19 protein-coding genes are annotated in these 22,012 nt (G+C 61.2%); 11 read left to right on the plus strand and 8 right to left on the minus strand.

Going from position 1 to position 22,012, the window contains the following annotated elements:
• Positions 1 to 41 precede the first annotated feature (41 nt).
• The 5 genes from M2401_RS01355 to pdxJ all read left to right on the plus strand — a co-directional run bounded on the left by M2401_RS01355 (position 42) and on the right by pdxJ (position 3,540).
• A complete protein-coding gene (locus M2401_RS01355) occupies positions 42 to 413 on the plus strand; it encodes a DUF4845 domain-containing protein (protein WP_259098613.1) in 372 nt (123 codons plus the stop codon).
• Positions 410 to 1,099, plus strand: coding sequence for a ribonuclease III (gene rnc / locus M2401_RS01360; RefSeq protein WP_259098615.1), 690 nt, complete (start codon positions 410 to 412; stop codon positions 1,097 to 1,099). Before M2401_RS01355 ends, rnc begins: the two co-directional genes overlap by 4 nt.
• Entirely contained in the window at positions 1,092 to 1,994 is a 903-nt protein-coding gene (gene era, locus M2401_RS01365; RefSeq protein WP_259098616.1) for a GTPase Era, read from the plus strand. The genes rnc and era overlap by 8 nt, the downstream gene beginning before the upstream one ends.
• A 71-nt stretch (positions 1,995 to 2,065) precedes the next feature.
• A complete protein-coding gene (gene recO, locus M2401_RS01370; RefSeq protein ID WP_259098618.1) occupies positions 2,066 to 2,749 on the plus strand; it encodes a DNA repair protein RecO in 684 nt (227 codons plus the stop codon).
• Between the two features lie 50 nt (positions 2,750 to 2,799).
• On the plus strand, positions 2,800 to 3,540 hold the full coding sequence (gene pdxJ, locus M2401_RS01375) for a pyridoxine 5'-phosphate synthase (RefSeq protein WP_259098619.1): 741 nt from the start codon (positions 2,800 to 2,802) through the stop codon (positions 3,538 to 3,540).
• Positions 3,541 to 3,723: 183 nt separating this feature from the next.
• On the opposite strand, the gene cmoB is transcribed toward pdxJ, so the two are convergent.
• From cmoB to lon, 4 genes are all read right to left on the minus strand, one after another.
• Entirely contained in the window at positions 3,724 to 4,683 is a 960-nt protein-coding gene (gene cmoB, locus M2401_RS01380) for a tRNA 5-methoxyuridine(34)/uridine 5-oxyacetic acid(34) synthase CmoB (RefSeq protein ID WP_259098621.1), read from the minus strand.
• Entirely contained in the window at positions 4,680 to 5,423 is a 744-nt protein-coding gene (gene cmoA / locus M2401_RS01385; protein ID WP_259098622.1) for a carboxy-S-adenosyl-L-methionine synthase CmoA, read from the minus strand. Before cmoA ends, cmoB begins: the two co-directional genes overlap by 4 nt.
• 85 nt (positions 5,424 to 5,508) lie before the next feature.
• Positions 5,509 to 5,901: a protease inhibitor I42 family protein gene (locus M2401_RS01390; protein ID WP_259098625.1), complete on the minus strand. Its 393-nt coding sequence runs from the start codon at positions 5,899 to 5,901 to the stop codon at positions 5,509 to 5,511.
• 364 nt (positions 5,902 to 6,265) lie between these two features.
• The gene (lon, locus tag M2401_RS01395; RefSeq protein ID WP_259098628.1) at positions 6,266 to 8,683 is read right to left on the minus strand and encodes an endopeptidase La; all 2,418 of its coding nucleotides are present in this window, start codon (positions 8,681 to 8,683) and stop codon (positions 6,266 to 6,268) included.
• Between the two features lie 261 nt (positions 8,684 to 8,944).
• Between lon and M2401_RS01400 the strand changes: the two genes are divergently transcribed.
• From M2401_RS01400 to M2401_RS01415, 4 genes are all read left to right on the plus strand, one after another.
• A complete protein-coding gene (locus tag M2401_RS01400; RefSeq protein ID WP_259099854.1) occupies positions 8,945 to 9,619 on the plus strand; it encodes a methylamine utilization protein in 675 nt (224 codons plus the stop codon).
• Positions 9,616 to 11,970: a bifunctional diguanylate cyclase/phosphodiesterase gene (locus M2401_RS01405; protein ID WP_259098629.1), complete on the plus strand. Its 2,355-nt coding sequence runs from the start codon at positions 9,616 to 9,618 to the stop codon at positions 11,968 to 11,970. The genes M2401_RS01400 and M2401_RS01405 overlap by 4 nt, the downstream gene beginning before the upstream one ends.
• A 91-nt stretch (positions 11,971 to 12,061) precedes the next feature.
• A complete protein-coding gene (locus M2401_RS01410; RefSeq protein ID WP_259098631.1) occupies positions 12,062 to 12,925 on the plus strand; it encodes a DUF3034 family protein in 864 nt (287 codons plus the stop codon).
• Complete coding sequence (locus tag M2401_RS01415) at positions 12,925 to 13,353, plus strand: group 1 truncated hemoglobin (RefSeq protein WP_259098632.1); 429 nt, start codon at positions 12,925 to 12,927, stop codon at positions 13,351 to 13,353. The genes M2401_RS01410 and M2401_RS01415 overlap by 1 nt, the downstream gene beginning before the upstream one ends.
• Before the next feature lie 161 nt (positions 13,354 to 13,514).
• Here M2401_RS01415 and M2401_RS01420 read toward each other — a convergent pair whose 3' ends face one another.
• Positions 13,515 to 15,926, minus strand: coding sequence for a glucose/quinate/shikimate family membrane-bound PQQ-dependent dehydrogenase (locus M2401_RS01420; RefSeq protein WP_259098634.1), 2,412 nt, complete (start codon positions 15,924 to 15,926; stop codon positions 13,515 to 13,517).
• Between the two features lie 295 nt (positions 15,927 to 16,221).
• Between M2401_RS01420 and M2401_RS01425 the strand changes: the two genes are divergently transcribed.
• Together M2401_RS01425 and M2401_RS01430 are read left to right on the plus strand one after the other, a co-directional pair.
• A complete protein-coding gene (locus tag M2401_RS01425) occupies positions 16,222 to 16,449 on the plus strand; it encodes a VF530 family protein (protein WP_259098635.1) in 228 nt (75 codons plus the stop codon).
• A 16-nt stretch (positions 16,450 to 16,465) separates the two neighbouring features.
• Positions 16,466 to 17,140: a Pr6Pr family membrane protein gene (locus M2401_RS01430; protein ID WP_259098636.1), complete on the plus strand. Its 675-nt coding sequence runs from the start codon at positions 16,466 to 16,468 to the stop codon at positions 17,138 to 17,140.
• A 123-nt stretch (positions 17,141 to 17,263) separates the two neighbouring features.
• On the opposite strand, the gene M2401_RS01435 is transcribed toward M2401_RS01430, so the two are convergent.
• The 3 genes from M2401_RS01435 to M2401_RS01445 form a co-directional block, all read right to left on the minus strand.
• Entirely contained in the window at positions 17,264 to 18,028 is a 765-nt protein-coding gene (locus tag M2401_RS01435) for a siderophore-interacting protein (RefSeq protein ID WP_259098637.1), read from the minus strand.
• Positions 18,025 to 18,615, minus strand: coding sequence for a PadR family transcriptional regulator (locus tag M2401_RS01440; RefSeq protein WP_259098639.1), 591 nt, complete (start codon positions 18,613 to 18,615; stop codon positions 18,025 to 18,027). The genes M2401_RS01435 and M2401_RS01440 overlap by 4 nt, the downstream gene beginning before the upstream one ends.
• A 212-nt stretch (positions 18,616 to 18,827) precedes the next feature.
• Positions 18,828 to 21,938: a transglycosylase domain-containing protein gene (locus M2401_RS01445; protein ID WP_259098641.1), complete on the minus strand. Its 3,111-nt coding sequence runs from the start codon at positions 21,936 to 21,938 to the stop codon at positions 18,828 to 18,830.
• Positions 21,939 to 22,012 lie beyond the last annotated feature (74 nt).

Here is a 22,012-nt window from a genome sequence, read left to right on the forward strand (position 1 = left end):
ACCTTGCCAGCTGAATTCACGGGCTATCCTTGGGGTCGAGTATGGCGTTCGCAAGTTCGCAAAAGGGTGTGTCTGCACTGGGCCTGCTGGTTTTTATTGCCCTGGCCGGGTTCGCGATCAACGTGGCATTCAAGGTTGGGCCGCATTACGCGGAGAACCTGCAGATAAAAAGAATCATCACCAGCATTGACCGTAATCAGACCGATATGACGGCCAGTGACTTTTATGACTATGTGGCCAAGGGCTTGCAGGTCAACGGTATTCAGGATGTGGATTTGAAAAAGGCTTTAAATGTCACGGCGCAGGACAACAAGATCCTCGCCCATTTGCAGTATGAACAGCGTGAACCTCTGATCCAGAATATCGATCTGGTGGTGAAGTTCGACCAAGAATTCAGCGTAGGTAAACCGTGAGCGTTTCCTTGAGTCGTCTGGAGCGTCAGCTCGGTTATACTTTCAAGGACCAGGAACTGATGGTCCTGGCCCTGACGCATCGCAGTTTTGCCGGTCGCAATAACGAGCGCCTGGAATTCCTCGGCGATGCGATCCTCAACTTCGTCGCCGGCGAGGCGCTGTTCGAGCGCTTCCCCCAGGCTCGCGAAGGTCAGTTGTCGCGTCTGCGCGCACGTCTGGTCAAGGGCGAGACCCTGGCCTTGCTGGCTCGCGGCTTCGATCTGGGCGAGTACCTGCGCCTGGGTTCCGGTGAGCTGAAAAGCGGTGGCTTCCGCCGCGAGTCGATCCTGGCCGATGCCCTGGAGGCGCTGATCGGCGCCATCTACCTGGACGCCGGTATGGAAATGGCCCGCGAGCGCGTGGTGGCCTGGCTGACCACCGAGTTCGACAGCCTGACGCTGGTCGATACCAACAAGGATCCCAAGACCCGCCTGCAGGAATTCCTGCAGTCCCGGGCTTGCGATCTGCCGCGCTACGAAGTTGTCGATATCCAGGGTGAACCGCATTGCCGGACGTTCTTCGTCGAATGTGAAGTGACCTTATTGAATGAAAAAAGCCGGGGCCAGGGTGTCAGCCGTCGTATTGCCGAACAGGTAGCGGCCGCTGCAGCACTGATTGCCCTTGGCGTGGAGAATGGCCATGACTGATACAACCGCAACACGCTGTGGCTATGTTGCCATCGTCGGCCGTCCCAACGTGGGCAAGTCCACGCTGCTGAACCACATTCTCGGGCAAAAACTGGCGATCACCTCGCGCAAGCCCCAGACCACACGTCACAACATGCTGGGCATCAAGACCGAAGGCGCCGTGCAGGCGATCTACGTTGATACCCCCGGCATGCACAAGAACAACGAGAAAGCGCTCAATCGCTACATGAACAAGACTGCTTCGGCGGCGTTGAAAGACGTTGACGTCGTGATCTTCGTGGTTGACCGCACTCGCTGGACCGATGAAGACCAGCTTGTACTTGAGCGTGTGCAGTACGTTGAAGGCCCGGTGATCCTGGCCATCAACAAGACCGACCGCATCGAGGACAAGGGCGATCTGATGCCGCACCTGGAATGGCTGCAGAGCCAGCTGCCCAAGGCCTCCATCGTGCCGATCTCGGCCCAGCACGGACATAACCTCGAAGCACTGGAAAGCCTGATCGCCGGTCATCTACCGGAGAACGACCACTTCTTCCCGGAAGACCAGATCACCGACCGCAGTAGCCGCTTCCTGGCCGCCGAACTGGTCCGTGAGAAGATCATGCGCCAGTTGGGTGCCGAGCTGCCGTACCAGATCACCGTTGAAATCGAAGAGTTCAAGCAGCAGGGACGCACCTTGCATATCCATGCGCTGATCCTCGTCGAACGTGACGGCCAGAAGAAAATCATCATTGGCGACAAGGGCGAGCGCATCAAGCGTATCGGCAGTGACGCCCGCCGTGACATGGAAGTGCTGTTCGACTCCAAGGTCATGCTCAACCTCTGGGTCAAGGTCAAAGGCGGTTGGTCCGATGACGAGCGCGCCCTGCGTTCGCTGGGCTACGGCGACCTGTAACCCGATCCGGCCGGGGGACCCGTTGCGGTCCTTCGGCCTACCTCTGCTTTCCTCGCGAATCGGCCCGAACCATGAGCGCTCCTGTCGCCCAACCTGCCTATGTGTTGCACAGCCGGGCATACCGCGAGAACAGCGCCCTAGTCGATTTCCTCACGCCGCAAGGTCGCCTGCGCGCGGTACTGCGCAGCGCCAAGGGCAAGGCGGGCAGCCTGGCCCGGCCCTTTGTGCCGCTGGAAATCGAGTTTCGCGGCCGTGGCGAACTGAAAAACGTCGGGCGCATGGAAGCGGCGGGGGTGGCCAGCTGGATGGTTGGCGAAGCGCTGTTCAGTGGCCTCTATCTCAACGAACTGCTGATTCGTCTGCTGCCCGCCGAAGACCCGCATCCCGCCGTATTCGATCACTATGCCGCGACGCTCATAGCCTTGGCCGAAGGCCGTCCGCTGGAGCCTTTGCTGCGTTCGTTCGAATGGCGTCTGCTCGACGACCTGGGCTATAGCTTTGCCCTTGATATGGACATCAACGGTGAACCTCTCGCCGCCGATGGTCTCTACCGTCTGCAGGTGGATGCCGGGCTTGAGCGGGTCTATATGGTTCAGCCCGGTCTGTTCCAGGGCGTCGAACTGCAGGCCATGGCCGAAGCCGACTGGGATGCCCCCGGCGCACTGGCTGCGGCCAAGCGTCTGATGCGCCAGGCCTTGGCTGTACATCTGGGCGGCCGGCCATTAGTCAGCCGCGAATTGTTTCGCAAGCCGTAAGCAAGCTTTATGCTCTGCGACCTGTTCCGATCACTCTTCAGGAGACACCCGTGACTCAAAGCACCCGCATTCTGCTTGGCGTGAACATCGACCACGTTGCCACCCTGCGTCAGGCCCGTGGCACTCGCTACCCGGACCCGGTCAAGGCGGCGCTGGACGCCGAAGAGGCGGGTGCCGATGGCATCACCGTGCACTTGCGTGAAGATCGTCGACACATCCAGGAGCGCGACGTGCTGCTGCTCAAGGACGTGCTGCAGACCCGCATGAATTTCGAGATGGGCGTGACCGAAGAAATGCTCGCCTTTGCCGAGCGTATTCGCCCGGCGCATGTCTGCCTGGTTCCGGAAACCCGTCAGGAACTGACCACCGAAGGCGGCCTGGATGTGGCCGGGCAGGAAGCGCGGATTCAGGCAGCGGTAGAGCGCCTGAGCAAGATCGGCTGTGAAGTGTCGCTGTTCATCGATGCCGACGAACGCCAGATCGCCGCCTCCAAGCGCGTAGGCGCCCCGGCCATCGAGCTGCACACCGGCCGCTATGCCGATGCCGAAACCCCGGTTGAAGTGTCTGGAGAGCTGAAACGCATTGCCGATGGCGTGGCGTTCGGCGTCAGCCAGGGCCTGATCGTCAATGCCGGGCATGGCCTGCATTACCACAACGTGGAGGCTGTAGCGGCGATCAAGGGCATCAACGAACTGAACATCGGCCACGCTTTGGTGGCCCACGCGCTGTTCGTTGGCTTCAAGGCGGCGGTGAGCGAGATGAAGGCGTTGATTCTGGCGGCTGCAAAGTAAGCGTTTAAATATGTGGGAGCGAATATTGTGGGAGCGAATTCATTCGCGAAGGCGGTATTCCAAGCGAGGAAGATGTATCAGGCTTACCGGCCTCTTCGCGAATGAATTCGCTCCCACAGAGTCCCGCCCCCACAATTCATCCGACATGACTCGCTTCATGCCACCCCGTTGCAGAGGCATATGTCAGGGCTTGCGCCCAACAATCACCGCGCGCATCGGCGCTGGCAGGCCTTCCACGGTCTTGCTGTGATCCTCAGGATCGAGGAAGTCCCCCAGGGATTGATAACGCATCCATTCGGTACTGCGCTGTTCTTCCACCGTGGTGACGCTGACATCGACGCAGCGCACATCAACAAACCCGGCGCGGCGCAGCCATAGCTCAAGCGCCGGGACCGACGGCAGGAACCAGACGTTACGCATCTGCGAATAACGGTCTTCCGGCACCAGTACCTGGTGCACATCGCCGTCCACCACCATGGTTTCCAGTACCAGCTCACCGCCCTTGACCAGGCAGTCCTTCAGGGCCAGCAAATGGTCGATGGGGGACTTGCGGTGATACAGCACGCCCATGGAAAACACCGTGTCGAACCCTTCCAGTCGCGGCGGCAGGTCTTCCAGGGCGAAGGGCAGGTGCCAGGCGGGCAGATCCGGCAGGTAGCGCTGCATGGCCTGGAACTGGCAGAAGAACAGCCAGTTCGGGTCGACGCCAATCACGCTCTCGGCACCGGCGCCGAGCATGCGCCACTGGTAATAGCCATTGCCGCAGCCGACATCAAGCACGCGCTTGCCTTTGAGATCGAGGTGCGGCGACACCCGCGACCACTTCCAGTCCGAGCGCCATTCGGTGTCGATATGCACACCGAACAGGTTGAACGGCCCCTTGCGCCATGGCGACAGCCCCATCAGGGCCTGACGCAATTGCGTGCGGGTTTCGCCGTCGCAGTTCGCATCCAGGGTGAAGCTGTCAGCCAACTCAACCTGGCTCGGCAGCAGGTTCGGCAGCGCGTCCAGTGCGCCTTGCCAGCGTTCGAGGTCGCCGTGGCCCTTGTCCATCTTGGCATCGAGTTGGGCTTGCAGGCCTTTGGCCCAGTCAGCCAGAGGGGTGCCCGCCAGACGGCGGACCAGAGGAGCGAGATCGATCATGGCAGGGCAATCAACGAGGCAAAGTTAAGGCATTGGAACCAGGGCACGACTTTCGAGAAACCGGCAGTGAGCAGGCGTTCCCGGTGGTCTTCGAGGCTGTCAGGTTTCATCACGTTCTCGATGGCACTGCGCTTCTGGGCAATTTCCAGTTCGCTGTAGCCATTGGCGCGCTTGAAGGCGATATGCAGGTCGGTGAGCAGGGCATGTTCCTGTTCATCGTTGAAGCGCAGTTTTTCCGAGAGGATCAACGCACCGCCGGGTACCAGGGACTGGCGAATCCGCCCGAGTAGTTCCAGGCGCTGTGGCGGCGGGATGAATTGCAGGGTGAAGTTCAGCGCCACCACCGAGGCCGGCTTGAACTCCAGGGCGAGGATATCGCCGTCGATGACCTCCACCGGCAGCAGCTCCTGGAACATCGAATCCTGAGCATTCAGGTACTGGCGGCAACGCTCGACCATGGCCGCAGAGTTATCCACCGCGATGACCCGGCAGCCATCAGTACGCACATGGCGGCGCAGGGCCTGGGTCACCGCACCTAGCGAACTGCCCAGGTCATACAGCAGGGTGTCCGGCTGGGCGAATTGCGCGGCGAGCACGCCGAGGTTCTCGACAATGGTCGGATAGCCCGGCACAGAGCGCTTGATCATGTCCGGAAAGACCCTGACCACGTCTTCGTTGAAGGCGAAGTCCGGCACTTGGGCCAGGGGCTGGGCGAATATGCGGTCGGGTTCTTTGCTCACGGCGATTCCGGCGATGGATCAGAAAGGGCGGCATTTTAGCCAAATTGATCTGGCGATGCGCGCACTGTCTGATGCTGACGGATGATCAGTCGACTTTGATCGGGCAGTCGAACACCTGCGCCGAGGGTTCTTCCGGCGCCCAGGGCTGTTGGTAGGTCAGGCGCAGGCGGCCGTTGCCGGAGGCAAAGGCCTGGAAACGCCAGGTCGAGACACCCGAGGCACCGAGCAGGTCGGAGGCGTCCGGGTTGTGATAGACCTCAGGGCCGAGGCTGCGCAACACGCCGCCCGCCGAGTCCTGAATGGCCCAGCGGTAACCGGTGGCGGGGGAACTGGGCAGGCTGAGGATCAGGTTTTGCCCGCTTTTGAGCTGGATAGGGCAGTCAGTCTGTTTTTCCAGAGTGACATTCTGCCGTGGCTGCTGAGCGCAGGCAGCAAGCAGGGCCAGGCTCAGGGGAGCGATCAGGCGAAATGGGGTCATGGAGCCTCCAGGCGGACAACGATGGCTGGAGCATAACCGATGAGGAGGTTCGGGCTGAAATCGGTCATGTGGGAGCGCGGCTTGCCCGCGAAGAATATAACGCGGTAATTCGGATGTACCGCATCGACGCCTTCGCGGGCAAGCCTCGCTCTCATCAAACAACGCGTAACGTACTGAATGACAAAGGCTCTGTGGGAGCGTATTCATTCGCCAAAGCGGTGTTCCGGCGATGAAGATACGTCGAATGTAACGGCCTCTTCGCGAATGAATTCGCTCCCACAAGATTTGCGCCCCGCCCCGGTTAGTGTTTGCTGCGTGAAAACGCGGCGTCGTAGACGGGGCGGGATCTCCCACAGATCCTTATTTAGAACAGCACCTTCGCCACGTCGGTAAAGCGCTTGGCGAAGTGCACGGTAATGCCTTCCTTGAGGTAGTCCGGCAGTTCTTCGAAGTCGCCGCGGTTAGGCTCAGGCAGGATCAGTTCGTTGATCTTCTGCCGCCGCGCCGCGATGACTTTCTCCCGAACGCCGCCAATCGGCAGGACATGCCCGGTCAGGGTCAGCTCGCCGGTCATGGCCACGCCTTTCTTCGGCGCCTGGTTGCGGGCCAGGGACAGCAGGGCGCTGGCCATGGTCACGCCAGCACTAGGGCCGTCTTTGGGCGTAGCACCTTCAGGGACGTGCAAGTGTACGAAGGCTTCGTCAAAGAACTTGGCATCGCCGCCAAATTTCGCCAGATTGGAACTGACATAGCTGTAGGCAATTTCCGCCGACTCTTTCATCACATCACCCAACTGACCGGTGAGCTTGAAGCCGCGGTTCAGTGTGTGGATGCGGGTCGCTTCGATCGGCAGGGTCGCGCCGCCCATGCTGGTCCAGGCCAGGCCCGTGATGACGCCGGTGCCGGAGAGCACCTGCTCGTTACGGAAAACCGGCATGCCCAGGGCTGCTTCCAGATCCTTGGGGCCGACCTTGATCACCGAGTCCGGGTTATCCAGCAACTTGACCACGGCCTTGCGCACCACCTTGCTCAATTGCTTCTCAAGCTGACGCACCCCGGCTTCACGGGCATAACCGTCGATTACCGTACGCAGGGCCACGTCGCTGATGGACAGGCTGGTCTTGGCCACCCCGGCCTTTTCCAGCTGCTTGGGCCACAGGTGTTTCTTGGCAATGGCGACTTTTTCTTCGGTGATGTAGCCGGACAGGCGAATGATTTCCATGCGGTCCAGCAACGGGCCGGGGATCGAGTCCAGCGTGTTGGCGGTGCAGATAAACAGCACTTTCGACAGGTCAAGGCGCAGGTCCAGGTAATGATCGAGGAATTCGACGTTCTGTTCCGGGTCCAGCGTTTCGAGCAGGGCCGACGCCGGGTCGCCCTGGTAGCTCTGACCCATCTTGTCGATTTCGTCGAGCATGATCACCGGGTTCATCACCTCCACGTCTTTCAACGCCTGCACCAGCTTGCCCGGTTGGGCGCCGATGTAGGTGCGGCGGTGGCCCTTGATCTCGGCTTCGTCACGCATGCCGCCTACGCTCAGGCGATAGAACGGCCGGCCCAGGGATTCGGCGATGGAGCGTCCGACACTGGTCTTGCCCACGCCCGGCGGCCCGACCAGCAGCACAATGGAACCGCTGATCTCGCCTTTGTAGGCGCCGACCGCGAGGAATTCGATGATCCGCGCCTTGATGTCATCGAGCCCGGCATGGTGCTGGTCGAGCACCTTGCGCGCGTGCTTGAGGTCGAGCTTGTCCTTGCCGTAGATGCCCCATGGCACTGAGCTAGCCCAGTCCAGGTAGTTGCGGGTCACGGCGTATTCCGGCGAGCCGGTTTCGAGGATCTTCAGCTTGCCCAGTTCTTCATCGATGCGCTTCTGCGCCTGGGCCGGCAGGACCTTGCCGACCATGCGCTGCTCGAACTGTTCGATATCGGCCTGGCGGTCGTCCTTGCTCAGGCCCAGCTCTTGCTGGATGACCTTAAGCTGCTCTTTAAGGAAGAACTGGCGCTGGTGCTCGCCGATCTTGCGATTGACCTCGGCGGAGATCTCCTGCTGCAGACGCGCAACCTCGACTTCCTTGCGCAGCATCGGCAAGACTTTTTCCATGCGCTTGAGCATCGGCACGCAATCGAGCACCTGCTGCAGATCGGTGCCCTTGGCGGACGTCAGGGCGGCGGCGAAGTCGGTCAGCGGCGAAGGATCGTTGGGGCTGAAGCGATTCAAATAATTTTTCAGCTCTTCGCTGTACAGCGGGTTGAGCGGCAGCAGTTCCTTGATCGCGTTGATCAGGGCCATGCCGTAGGCCTTGACCTCATCGGTGGCTTCGTTGGACTGCTGCGGGTATTCCACTTCCACCAGGTAAGGCGGGCGATGGTGCTTGAGCCAAGTGCGAATGCGCACGCGGCTCAGGCCCTGGGCGACGAATTGCAGCTTGCCGTTCTCGCGGCTGGCGTGGTGCACCTTGACCAGCGTGCCGTACTCCGGCATCGCTGCAGTGTTGAGGTGGCGCGGGTCGTCGGACGCCGAGTCCATGAAGAACAGGGCCAGGGAGTGGTGCTCGGACTTGCTCACCAGTTCCAGGGTCTCGGCCCACGGCTCTTCGTTGACGATCACCGGCAACACTTGCGCGGGAAAGAACGGCCGGTTGTGGATCGGGATGATGTAGACCTTGTCCGGAAGATTTTGCCCCGGCAGGGCAAGAGAGGTGCTGTCGGAGCTCAGGGTAACTTCGTGCTCGTGATCGTCTTCGGGCACATTCTGTGAGTCTGCTTGCTGGTCGCTCATGGGGCACCTGCATAATTGAACATGGTCCTTAGATGGGGCAACTATGCTCAGGTTTCAATGGTCGCTGCCGATAGCATCGAAGACAGGGACGAGTTTGGCGAAAACCCACGCAAAGGCGGACCTTTTGCCAGTAATGGCTTAGTGACACTTTTATAAAGCGTGAACTTATTTGCTTCGCCAGCTAATCTGGGTCCCAAGTGTTTTCACCGCCAAGGCTGGCTTTATCATTTCCGGCTTTGCCGTTGCGGATTGGAACTCATGATGATCAACGCATTTTCCTCGGTGTACCTCGCTGGACTGTTGATGCTGTCTGCAGCAACGGCTTCGGCCGCCACCTTTAATGCCCAGATCAACGATCAGCAAGGCCAGCCATTGTCCGGCGCCGTGCTGACCCTGAAAGGCCCTGCTGGCACCGCGCCACTCGTGCTCAAGGCCGACATGGACCAGCGCGACAAGGAATTTGTCCCGCGCGTACTGGCAGTACACACCGGCACCCAGGTCAAGTTTCCCAACAGCGACAATATTCGCCATCAGGTGTATTCCTTCTCCCCGGCCAAGCGCTTCGAACTTCGTCTGTACGAAGGCACGCCTTCGGACCCGCTGCTATTCGACAAGGCGGGCATCGTAGTGTTGGGCTGCAATATCCATGACTGGATGCTCGGCTATATCTATGTCACTGACGAGCCGTGGTTCGGCGCCAGCGATGCCAAGGGCGCGCTGAAATTCGACCAGGTTCCGGCCGGTCATTACATCGCGACCCTGTGGCACCCCCAAGTGGCAGACATGCTACCCACCGCTGCGGGCGAGTTCGATGTCCCGGCTGCGGGTCTGAGCCAGACGTTCAGCCTGGCTGTTCAACCCAAGAGCGGCGATACCCCCAAGGCGCCAGCGCCCAGCGCTTTCGGTGATGCCTTCAAGAAAGCTGCCACGCCATGAACCTGCGGACCAGCTTTCAGGCACGCATTGCCAGCGTTCTAATCGTCCTGTTGCTGGTCGTCATCGGTGCGTTGTTCTTTGCCGTCAAGGTCGCAACCGGCGATGCCGTGCAGCGTCAGGCCCGCGAGCAACTGGACGTGGGTACCCGTGTGTTCGAGGGCCTGCTGGACATCCGTGGCAAGCGTTTGAGCGATGCGGTGCAATTGCTGGCGGCGGATTTCGGATTTCGCGATGCGGTGGCCAGTGCCGACTCAGCCACCATCCGCTCGGTGCTGCTCAATCACGGTGCGCGGATCAATGCCAGTGACATGTTCCTGCTGGGCATGGATGGCAAAGTGATTTCCAGTACTGTGGCCGAGATTCCCGAGGGCTCGCGGTTTCGTTTCGACAAGCCGCTGCGTGACGCGAAAAACAACAAGCAGGCCATGCTGATCGTGCCGTTGCAGGGCAAGCCGCACCTGTTGGTCGAGAGTACGGTGCTGGCGCCGCTGCCCATCGGCCGGGTGGTCATGGGTTTTGCCATGGACGTCGATTTCGCCCAGGAACTGCGCTCGCTCAGCGGCCTTGAGGTGTCGTTCCTGGCGGTGGAAAAGTCCCATCCGGGGCAATTGATCAGCACCTTGCCTGAAGCCCTGCACAACAGCCTGATCGAGTTGATGCTCAAGGCCCCGCAAAGCCAGATGAAGATGAGCGAGCATGGCGAGCTGAACTTCCTCAGCCAGTCGCTGATGTTGGCCAACGTGGTCAGCGACGGTAGCGAACAGGTCATCGCCTTGCTGCAAAGCCCGCTGGATCAGGCGCTGCAGGCGTTCGTGCCACTGGACGAAAATATTTTCTGGATCACCCTGGCAGCCTTGATTGCCTCGTTGATCGGTACGTTGCTGCTGGCGCGCAGCGTGTCGTTGCCGGTCCAGGCCCTGGCCCTGGCAGCCAAACGCATTGGCGATGGCGACTATGCCACGCCGGTGATCATGAAGCGCAGCGACGAGCTGGGCATGCTGGCCGGTGCCATCAACCATATGCAACACGGTATTGCCGTTCGCGAAAGCCAGTTGGCGCACAATGCCCTGCATGACGTACTCACCGGTCTGCCCAACCGTGCCCTGGTGCTCGAGCGCCTGGGGAGTGCCATTTCCGCCGAGCGTCCGGTGGCCCTGTTGTACCTGGGGATCGACAATTTCCGCGCCATTCGCGACGGTATCGGCGCCGAGGGCATCGACCTCTTGCTGCAGGAAGTCGGTCAGCGCTTGCAAGACACGGTGCGTTCCGGCGACACGGTGGCGCGCCTGAACGCCGATGAGTTCTTGCTGCTGCTCGATCAGACCGGCAGCGAAGGCGCAGTCGGTGTGGCTGACCAGTTGCAGCGTATGCTCAGTGACATCCAGCGCGTCGAAAGCCACGACATCAGCCTGGATACCTGCATCGGCATTGTCAGTTACCCGGATAATGGCGATGCGCCTCAGGAACTGCTGCAGCGCGCCGCCATCGCCCGTCAGGACGCCAGCAACCTGCCGGGCCGCCTGCAGATCTACGAAGATGGCCGCGACCTCGAACATCAGCGCCAGATCACGCTGATTCGCGACCTGCGCAAGGCCGCGCGCAACGGCGAACTGCACCTGCACTACCAACCCAAGCTGGATATCCGCCAGGGTCAGGTGCGTCAGGCCGAGGCCTTGCTGCGTTGGAATCACCCGCAATTCGGCAATGTTTCCCCCGCCGAATTCATCACCCTGGCCGAGCGTACCGGCAGCATCCAGATTCTGACCAACTGGGTGATCGAAGAGGCCATGCGTCAGTTGGCCGAATGGTCAAGGCGCGGATTACAGATTCAAGTCTCCGTGAATATTTCCGCCGATGACCTGCTGACCGGCGATCTGTCGGATCGGGTCAATGGTTTGCTCAAGATGTACCGGGTGCCGGCCGAACAACTGGTATTCGAGATCACTGAAAGTGCCGTGATGCGCGAGCCGGAGCAGGCCCTCAAGGTGCTCAACCGTCTGCGCGAATGCGGCATCAGTTTGTCCGTCGACGATTTCGGCACCGGCTACTCTTCATTGGCACACCTCAAGCGCCTGCCGGTGCAGGAGCTGAAGATCGACCAGTCATTCGTGCGCAACCTGGATGAAACCAGCGAGGACGCGGTGATTGTTCGTTCCACCATCGAAATGAGCCACAACCTGGGGCTTAAAGTGGTCGCAGAAGGTGTCGAGTACGAGCACAGCCTGCGTCTGCTGGAGCGCTGGCATTGCGACACGGCCCAAGGCTACCTGATCAGCCGGCCGCTATCCGCTGCCGCGTTCGAGGCCTGGATGGCCAAGCCGCTGACGGCACCGAGCATGATGGTGCATTAGCACGGCAAGTCTGGAAGGTTTTAATGCAGTAAGGCGGTGACAGACCCCTTCGTCGAGGGGAACGCCTATTTTTGAAACAGGACGCTTGGTTATGCAGTACAAACTCCCGTTGTTGTTGGGCTGTGTGTTGGGAATCTCGACACCCTTGGCCGAGGCTGATAATGGCCGACTGATCGCTACCGGTGGCGCGACCAGTATTGAAGGCGGTGCCGGCGGCGGGGTTATTCCCTGGGCCGTGCTGACCGGTTATGGCGATGAAGGCGAATGGGGCGCGAGCGCATTCGCGACTCACGTCAATCTGCCGGATTACACCCTGGATGTGGCCGGTATGGCGGCGTCCTACGGTAACCGTGTGGAACTCTCCTACGCCCATCAGCGATTTGATCTGGGCACTCTGGTGCACAAGCTCAGCCTGCCGGATGACAACCTTTCCCAGGACATCTTCGGGGTCAAGGTGCGCCTGTTCGGCGACCTGATCTACGACAACCTGCCTCAGGTTTCCCTGGGTCTGGAATACAAGCATCAGAACGACTTCCTGATTCCCAGCCTGGTCGGCGCCAAGCGTGACTCGGATGTGGAAGGCTACCTGACCGCCAGCCGTCTGTTCATGGGCGCGGCCTTTGGCTACAACGTCGTGGTCAACGGCGGCGTGCGCTACAGCCGGGCCAATGAAACCGGCTTGCTGGGCTTCGGCGGTGACCGCCGCGACAGCCGCAGCCTGCTCAAGGAAGGCGGCGTGGCCGTGCTGTTCAACCCGCACTGGGCCTTAGGCATGGATTATCGGGAAAAGCCCGACAACCTGTCTTTTGCCGGAGAAAGCGACTGGGTCGATCTGTTCGTCGGCTACTTCCCCAACAAACACGTTTCTTTTGTCCTGGCCTACGCGCGCCTGGGTGAGATCGCCACCCTGGATAACCAGAACGGCACTTATCTGTCCGTTCAGGGGAGTTTCTGATGCGTGCCCTGCGTCTGTTGCCTTGCCTGCTCCTGGCCCTGCTGGCCGCCTGCGCCCAGCAACCGCCCAAGGATGACAGCCTGTATCAAGACCTCGGCCAGCGTGCCGGCATCCAGCGCATCGTCGAAGGCATGCTGCTGAACATTGCCAGGGACGAACGTATCGTCGAGCGCTTTCGCAAGATCGATATCGAGCGCCTGCGTGACAAACTGGTCGAACAGTTCTGCGTCGAAGCAGGCGGCCCTTGCCGCTATACCGGCAGCGATATGGCCGAAGCACACAAGGGCCAGAAGTTGACCCCCAGCGACTTCAACGCCCTGGTGGAAGACCTGATCGACTCGATGAACGCGCAGAACATCCCGGTGCCGGTGCAGAACCGTTTGATCGCACGGCTGGCGCCGATGCGGGGGGATGTTATTCATAAGTAACCCCGTTGGAGCGAGGCTTGCCCGCGAACCAGACGCCACGGTGGACCAGACAGACCACGTTGAATCATTCGCGGGCAAGCCGCGCTCCAACGGACTGACGTATAGCACCCACAAAAAAACGGCCATCAATCGATGGCCGTTTTTTGTTGTTCAACCCTGGCTCAATCCGGCAGTTTGAACGCCATCACGTAGTCACCCTGTTTGGTCCCAAGCGACCCATGACCACCGGCCACGACCAGCACGTACTGCTTGCCGTCCTTGCCGGTGTAGGTCATTGGCGTGGTCTGGGCGCCCGCAGGCAGGCGGCCTTCCCACAGTTGTTTGCCGTTGCGCAGGTCATAAGCGCGCAGGAACTGGTCCAGGCTGCCGCTCATGAAACCTACGCCACTAGCAGTGGTGAACGTCCCGCCAAGGCTCGGTACGCCCATGGTCAGGGGCAGGGGCACGGGAGAGCTGTCACGCACCGTACCGTTCTTGTGTTTCCACAGGGTCTGGTGAGTGGTCAGGTCCACGGCGGCAACATAGCCCCAGGCTGGCGCCTGGCAAGGCAGGCCCAGTGGCGACAGCAACGCTTCGAGGATCACGCCATAAGGCGTGCCCTTGTTCGGCTGCACGCCTTCGGTTTCGCTCTTGCGGCCTGGTCCGCCCTCGACCTCAGCGGCCGGTACCAGTTTCGAACGGAAGGCCATGTAGTCCGGGTTGACGAAGGCGATCTGGCGCACCGGATCGACCGAAATACCGCCCCAGTCAAACACGCCGAAGTTGCCCGGATAGACGATCGAGCCTTGCAGCGACGGCGGGGTAAAGGCGCCGTCATAGCGCAGTGACTTGAAGTCGATACGGCACAGGGCCTGATCAAAAGGTGTGACGCCCCACATGTCGCGTTCCTTCAGCGGCGGCGGCATGAAGTTGAGGTCGGACTTGGGTTGGGTCGGCGACGTGTGATCACCGGCGACCGCGCCCTGGGGCACCGGCACTTCGTTGATCGGCACGATCGGCTGGCCGGTGCTGCGGTCCAGCACATAGATGCTGCCTTGCTTGGTCGAAGCCATGACCGCCGGTTTCACGCCGTCGGCGGTCTTCATGTCGATCAGGGTAGGCTGACCACCAACGTCCATGTCCCACAAGTCATGATGAGTGAACTGGAACGTCCAGCGCACATGGCCAGTGGCGATATCCAGGGCCGTCAGGCCAGCACTGAATTTCTCCGATTCCGGGGTGCGATTGCCGCCCCACTGGTCGGGTGTCTGGTTGCCCATGGGCAGGTAAAGCATGCCGAGTTTTTCATCGACGCTGAACATGGACCACATGTTCGGCGAGTTGCGTGTGTAGGTCTTGCCCGGCGCAATGGGCGTGGTGTCGTCCGGATTGCCGCTGTCCCAGTTCCACACCAGGCGCCCGGTGTGCACGTCGAAGGCGCGGATGACCCCGGACGGCTCGTCATTGGAAACGTTATCGGTCACGTGGCCACCGATCACCACCAGGTCACGAGTGACAGCCGGTGGCGAGGTGGAGTAGTAACCGCCCGGCGCGAAGGTGCCGATATTGGCACCCAGGTCGATCTGGCCCTTGTCGCCGAAGTCTTCGCAGACCTTGCCGGTATCGGCGTTCAGGGCGATCAGGCGAGTGTCGGCCGTAGGCAGAAACAGACGACGCGGGCACGAGCTGGCGGTGGCCGTGGCCGTCGGGCTTTGCGCTGGAGCGGCAGGCGAAGCGGCGTAGGCGGCGTCATCGTGGTAGGCCACGCCACGGCAGGTCATGTGCGCCCAGCCTTTGAAGTTGGCAGCCTTTTGAGTGCTGATTTTCGGATCGTAGCGCCACAGCTCCTTGCCCGAGTCCGGGTCCAGGGCAATCACCTGGCTGTGCGGCGTACAGACATAGAGCATGTTGTTGACCTTGAGCGGAGTGTTCTCCGCCGTGGTCTCGCCAGGGTCGCCGGGCCCGGGGATATCGCCGGTGCGGAAGGTCCAGGCCGGCACCAGCTTGTGGGCGTTGTCCGGGGTGATCTGCGCCAAAGGTGAGTAGCGATCACCGAAGGCGGTACGACCGTAGGATTGCCAGTCGCCATCAGGCATGGCCGGGGCAGCGCTGGTGGTGCCGGCGGTATCGCGGTCCAGCTGGCCCTTGATCTCACCGGGATTGGTGAACTGGCTGGCGACGGCGGCGGCACCGGCCAGTACGACCGCTATGGTCAGGCCACCGGTGGCCATGCCCCCCGGCTGACCCATCAGCAGCGGACGGCGGAACCACGGCAGCAGCAGGACCACACCGATGGCAAACCACAAGGCCAGGCGCGGCACCAGTTGCCACCAGTCCAGGCCGACTTCCCACAAGGCCCAGACGGTGCTGGCGAACAGCAGCACGGCATACAGGCTCAAGGCCGAGCGGCGGCCCAGGACCAGCAGTACACCGCTGATCGTGAAGCCGATCCCGGCGATCAGGTAGTACAGCGAGCCGCCCAGTTGGCTGAGGCGTATGCCCAGGGCCAGCAAGGCCAGGCCCATCAGCACGATCACCACGCCTAGCAGGGTCGGCAGCAGGCGATTTCTACTCAAGGCACCGTCAGTGCTCATAGTGTGAATCTCCGAAAAAATTGAATGTCGCTTTATTCTTTTGGCCGGGGCGTCAGACACCGTTAAGCCGTACTTTTGACGCTAGTTCGTGACGACGCCGAATGACAGGCAAAATCAACCGTTGGTCAGAACGTCGCGCATGGTTGCAGGCGCCAGTTTGGTGCGGCGTTGTTTGATAGGCATCCGCGTGCGTCCAGAGTTCAGGAAGCGGGTTGATTTAGCGGCGCGGCTTGCGCTTGGACGGCAACGACCCTAAGGTGCGCAGCTTCTATTTCTTGAGTTGAAAAGGCCCGGCATGACCACTCCCAACGACAACCCTCTGCATGGCGTGACGCTGGAGCAGATCCTCAATGCCCTGGTGGCGCATTACGAGTGGTCGGGGTTGGCCGAGCGCATCGATATCCGCTGTTTCAAAAGCGATCCGAGCATCAAGTCCAGCCTGACCTTCTTGCGCAAGACACCTTGGGCGCGGGAGAAGGTCGAAGCCTTGTATGTGAAGCTGCATCGCAGCAAGGGCTGGTAACGGCGGGATCGAGCAGATGTACAACGAAACACCGGGTAGCGGATTCGCGCCGATGACGTCGGCGCAGCGTCGCTATGTCATTGCCGCAGCATTTCTTGGCTGGGTCGGACTGACCATCCAGCTCTATCTGATTTTCTATTCGCGCTGGGCCGACCACGCCAGTCTGTTGGGCGGGCTGGTCAAGTTCTTCAGCTTCTTCACCGTGCTGAGCAACACCTTGGCGGCCACAGCCCTGACCTGTGCGGTCAGTACTGGTGTGTCGGCCGGGCATCGGTTTTTTCGTCATCCGGTGGTCTGTGGCGGGATCACGGTGAGCATCGTGCTGGTCGGCATCGCCTACAACCTGCTGCTGCGCCATCTGTGGAAGCCGGAGGGCTGGCAGTTTGTTGCCGATGAGCTGCTGCACGACATCATGCCGCTGGCGTTCCTGCTCTATTGGTGGCTGTACGTGGCCAAAGGGTTTTTGCGCCCGGTTCACATCCTGTTATGGATGCTCTATCCCTTGGGCTATTTCGCCTATTTGCTGCTGCGTGGCGACATGCTCGGCGACTATGTCTACCCGTTCATTGATATTGGCACCCTGGGTTATCCACCGGCGCTGCGCAATGCGTTGGGTATATTGGCGGGGTTTGTGGCGTTGGCCGGGGTGCTGTTGCTGGTTGATCGCTTGAGCGCCCGGCGCAAGGCATGACGCGGAACCCATGTGGGACCGGCTTCAGCCGGGAAGAGGTGGGTATGATCGATGAATTTCCATCGCCTGACCTATTGCCTTCCCGGCTAAAGCCGGTCCCACAAAATCCTCTCCCTTCCAGATTTACTCTTGCATACCCTCCGCGCGCCAATACCCGGCGGCCTTCACTGCCGCTTCGTCCAGGCCAAACTCATTAAGCAGCACCGCCCGCACCTTGCGTGACAGCGCCGATTCAGTGGCGACCCAGGCGTACAGACGGCCTTCGGGCATTTCCAGTTTGCGCGTGACCTGTACCAGGTCCTGCTCACCGCGCACGATCCAGATCACATCGACCTGGGCCGCGCTCTGGAACACCTGCTGTTCGTCCGGGTTGGCGATTTCCACCACCACCAGAGCGGCGCGATTGGCCGGCAGTTCTTCCAGGCGCCGGGCGATGGCGGGCAGGGCGGTTTCGTCGCCGATCAGCAGGTAACTGTCGAACATGTCCGGCACGATCATCGAGCCCCGTGGCCCGGCGATATGCAGCAATTGCCCCGGTTGCGCCTGGGCCGCCCAGGTCGCGGCCGGGCCTTCGCCGTGCAGGACGAAATCGATATCCAGCTCACCGGTGGCAGCGTCATAGCGGCGCGGGGTGTAGTCGCGCATGGTCGGACGCGGGCCTTCGGCGCCGGGGCCGAAGTTCTCCAGTGCCGCCTGTTCTTGCGGAGTCTGGGCGAACAGCAGTTTGACGTGATCATCGGTGCCCAGGCTGATGAACCCGGCCAGTTCCGGGCCGTGCAGAGTGATGCGGCGCATCAGCGGGGTGATTTCGGTCACGCGCAGCACTTCGAGCTTACGGCGTTTGATTTCGTGGCTGACACGGTGGATAGCTTGTTGTTGCGAATTCATACGGACTTCTCCGACGCAGTTTGAGGACCATCGACGATGGCCTTGGCGGTGTTATTGAGCAGGTCGCGAACCCGCAGGATTTCTTCCGGGCTCCAGCGCCCGTGGTGCATTTGCAGGGCGTGGCGCAGGTTGTGTACGGCCTCATGAATCTCCGGCGGCCGGTCATGGCCACGCAGCGAACGCTTGCTGACTTCGATGCGCATACGTACGCCGTCCAGGGCAATGGCCTGCTCCTGCAACGATTGCTGACCGGCCTCGGTAATGGCGTAGCGCTTCTTGCCGCCGTCGGCGTCGCCGAGGATCAGCTCGCTTTCTTCAAGAAAGGTCAGGGTCGGGTAGATCACGCCGGGGCTCGGGCTGTAGGCGCCATCGAACAGGCCTTCGATCTGACGGATCAGGTCGTAGCCATGGCAGGGCTGCTCGGCGATCAAGGCCAGCAGCAGAAGCTTCAGATCGCCGGGGGCAAAGACCCGCGGGCCACGGCCACCGCGTTCACGGCCGTGACGTTTTTCGAAGCCATCGCGGCTGTCGCCCGCTTCGAAGGGGCGATGGTGGTGCTCGTGGCGGTGGTGAGGGTCATCACGCATTTCTCTATCTCCTGTTACGTTTAGATATACCTTAAGATATATCTAAACGTTCCCGCAAGAGATATAAAGACGAACGGTTCTCATTTGTGTGGGGGTCGAGATTTGTTGGAGCGAGGCTTGCCCGCGAAAGCTATCTGCCAGCCTCTACAGCTCTATCGGATGTACCGGCCTCTTCGCGGGCAAGCCTCGCTCCAACCAATACAGTGGTCGAATCAGCGTAGCGACACGGTGAGAGGCACCTGACACCCGGTCCGTTCCCCGGGCTGCAGATAGGGCACCAGAATCGGTGCCATGCCCTTGAGCACCTGCACCGGCAGGGCCGAAGTGAAGCGCAGGCCTTCGGCAGCGCGGCCGGGGACGAAGGCGGTGAGGGTGCCGAAGTGGTGGTCGCCGAGGTAGAACACGAAGGTCGCGGTGCGATTGATGGCGCGCGATCCCAGCAGTCGCCCGCCTGCGCCGAAGCTTTCGATACGGTTATCGCCGGTGCCGGTCTTGCCGCCCATGACCAGCGCCTGGCCGTCGGCCAGTTTGAAAGTGCCTTGCACGCGCTTGGCCGTACCGCCCTCCACCACTTGAGACAAGGCCTCACGCATGGCCGCCGCTACTTCACTGGGCAAGACCCGCTTGCCCAGGTCAGGGTTGTCGCTCAGGCGGGTTTCATAGGGGGTTCCGGCGGCAAAGTGCAACCGGTCGATGCGCAGCACGGGTAGGCGCATGCCGTCGTTCTGGATGATGCCAATCAACTCGGCGAGCGCTGCAGGACGGTCGCCGGAGCTGCCGATGGCGGTGGCCAGGGAAGGCACCAGATGGTCGAACGGATAGCCCAGGCGCTGCCAGCGCTGATGAATATCAAGGAACGCCTCCACCTCCATCATGGTACGGATGCGGCTGTCGCGAGCGCTCTTGTGGCGGCTCTTGAACAGCCAGCCGTAGACTTCCTGACGCTCGTCGCGGCTCGCGGCAACGGTATCCTTGAACGAAGCCTGGGGGTGCTGCATAAGGAAACCCACCAGCCACAGATCCAGCGGATGGACCCGTGCGATATAGCCTTGATCCGGCAGATCGTAGGCGCCGGGGCCGTATTTGCCGTAGAGCTCGCTCAGGCGCTTTTCGTTGAGCATCGGGCCACTTTTTTCCCCGACGTAATGGGCCCGAATAAAGGCGTTGAAGCTCGCCTGGCTGGCGTTGGGCAGCAGGTAACGATGCACGGCGGCCAGACGCACGGCGCTGGGGTGTACGCCGTCGAGAAAGGTATCCAGACGTTCCGCAGTGGACTTGTCCTTGTAGCGTTTCCAGAAGCGCAGCAGGAACTCCGTACCCTCGCGGTCGGCAAAGCGGGCCAGGTATTCCTGACGGCGCGGGTTGTCGTCGTCCTTGAGCAGTTCGGCGCTGTTGTTCGGTGCCTGATAGGTGCTGTAGCGCACCAGGTCGCGCATCAGGCGGATGAACGGCAGGTTGATCGACTCACGCAGGGCCTCGCGCAGGGTCGGGTTGCGGCTGTTGTCCTGGGCCTGAAAGTTATTGAAGTGGTGCAGGCCACCGCCGGTAAAAAAACTTTCGGCGGGGCTGGCCGAATACTGGCGGTCGAGGGCGGCACCGAGCATTTTTGCCAGATCGTGATCCTTGTTCTGCAGCAGATAATCGACGGCCCAGCGGGTCAGGCGATCGGATTCGTTGACCGGCACTTTGCGCAAGGCGGCACTGGATTGATCGGCGTAACGCTCATGCAGTTCGGCGATGATTTCCAGGTAAGTGGTCAGCACCCGCAGCTTGGCGGTGGAGCCCAGTTCCAGCTTGCTGCCTTCGTTGATATCGAAGGGCTGATCGGTGCTGTCGGTCTGCACCCGCACCCTGGCACCGTCAGCGCCGCGTTCGAACAGGGTGAAGCTGTAACGCACTTTGTCGGTGGTTGTCGGGGTCAGCAGGCGCTCGCCGAGCAGGCCGACACTGGCGGCGAAGGTCGGGTCCGATAACTGGTGCAGATACTGGGTGACACGTTCCTGCAGCGGCGCCTGCAGGGTGCTGTCGGCCACCAGATCAAGGCGATCCAGATCATAAAACGGCCGGTCGAGCAGCACCGACAGGCGACTGCGGGCGGCATTGATGGCCTTGTTGCTTTCGATCGGCTGCATGGTCGGCTGCTGCACCCAGTCGCGGTAGGTCACGGTGCTGAGCAGGGCGGCATCGGCCAACCGGGAGTCGACCACGCCATTCTGCGCCAGTAGGCGGATATGGCTGTCGGTCAGGTCGGAAAGTTCGCTGCGGCCATTGGCCAGATAATGCGAAGGGCGCCGTTGGGCGATGATCAACGACAACACCTCGCGCAATGCCAGACCGCGCTCGGAGAGACTTTGCGGATCGTCGGCGGTGGCCGCCAGCAGCGTGTTGGTGCGGTTGAAGTCGGCGCCGTACCAGACCCGCAATCCTTCTGCCATGCCATGCACTTCGCCATGGCCGGGCACTGCCGACAACGGCACGCTATTGAGATAGTCCCGTACCACGTTCTGTCGGGTTGGCAGGGTCTGCTCGCCAGGCTGATAAGCGCGCACGCTGGCGGAAATCATCTGGCGCAACTTCTCGCTGCTCGATTGGGTCAGGCCATCGGGAGAGTGGCGGTACTTCTCCAGTTGCGTCGCCAGGGTACTGCCCCCGGCGGACTGCCCCGGCAGGCCGATCAGCTTGGCCAGTTGCGACAGCGCCGCCTTGGCAAAGCGCGGCCAGTCCACGGCGGGGTTGGCCTGGGGCTGCTGCGGGTCGAGCAGGTCGCGGTTTTCGATGAACAACAGGCTTTGCACGACAACTGGCGGAATGTCAGCGAACGTCGGGTAGAACTGCTGCGGATAGCGGAACTGGTACAGCGCATCGCCCCGGCAGTCGTTGATCAGCAGCCCGGCCTGGACTTTCTCCTGATAGGGCACGAAGAAGCCACGCTGGCTGTAGCGCAACAGGGCGGGGGAGAAGCGGGTCTGTTCGGTGATCAGATAGTCGCGCTTGAGCAGACGCGGCAGAAATTCGCCCAGTGCGGAATAGCCCAGGCGCTTGTCGAACGGCCCCTCGCCGGGATAGACCACCGACTCGCTGGGACCGGGTTGCAGGGTGTAACTCAGCTCCCCGCTATAGCGGCTGAACTCCTGCGCCTGCAAGCGCGAGCTGCGGCTTTCCGAATAAATGGCAAGGCCCAGTCCTGCGAGCGCCATCAGCATCAGCGACCAGACAAAACGCCAGAAATAACGCCGACGCCTTGAGGGTTTCGCTGAGGAAACCTGGCCCTCATGGTCAGCATCAACTACCTGCTGCGTATCTGAATGCCCGAATGCGCTCATGATTCAATGGCCCGGTTAAAGCGGCTAATCGCACCTGATTAACAGCTTAGCCGGTGGTTGGCCGGGCACTGGGA

The sequence above is a fragment of the Pseudomonas sp. JUb42 genome (assembly GCF_024807945.1).
Lineage (GTDB): Bacteria > Pseudomonadota > Gammaproteobacteria > Pseudomonadales > Pseudomonadaceae > Aquipseudomonas.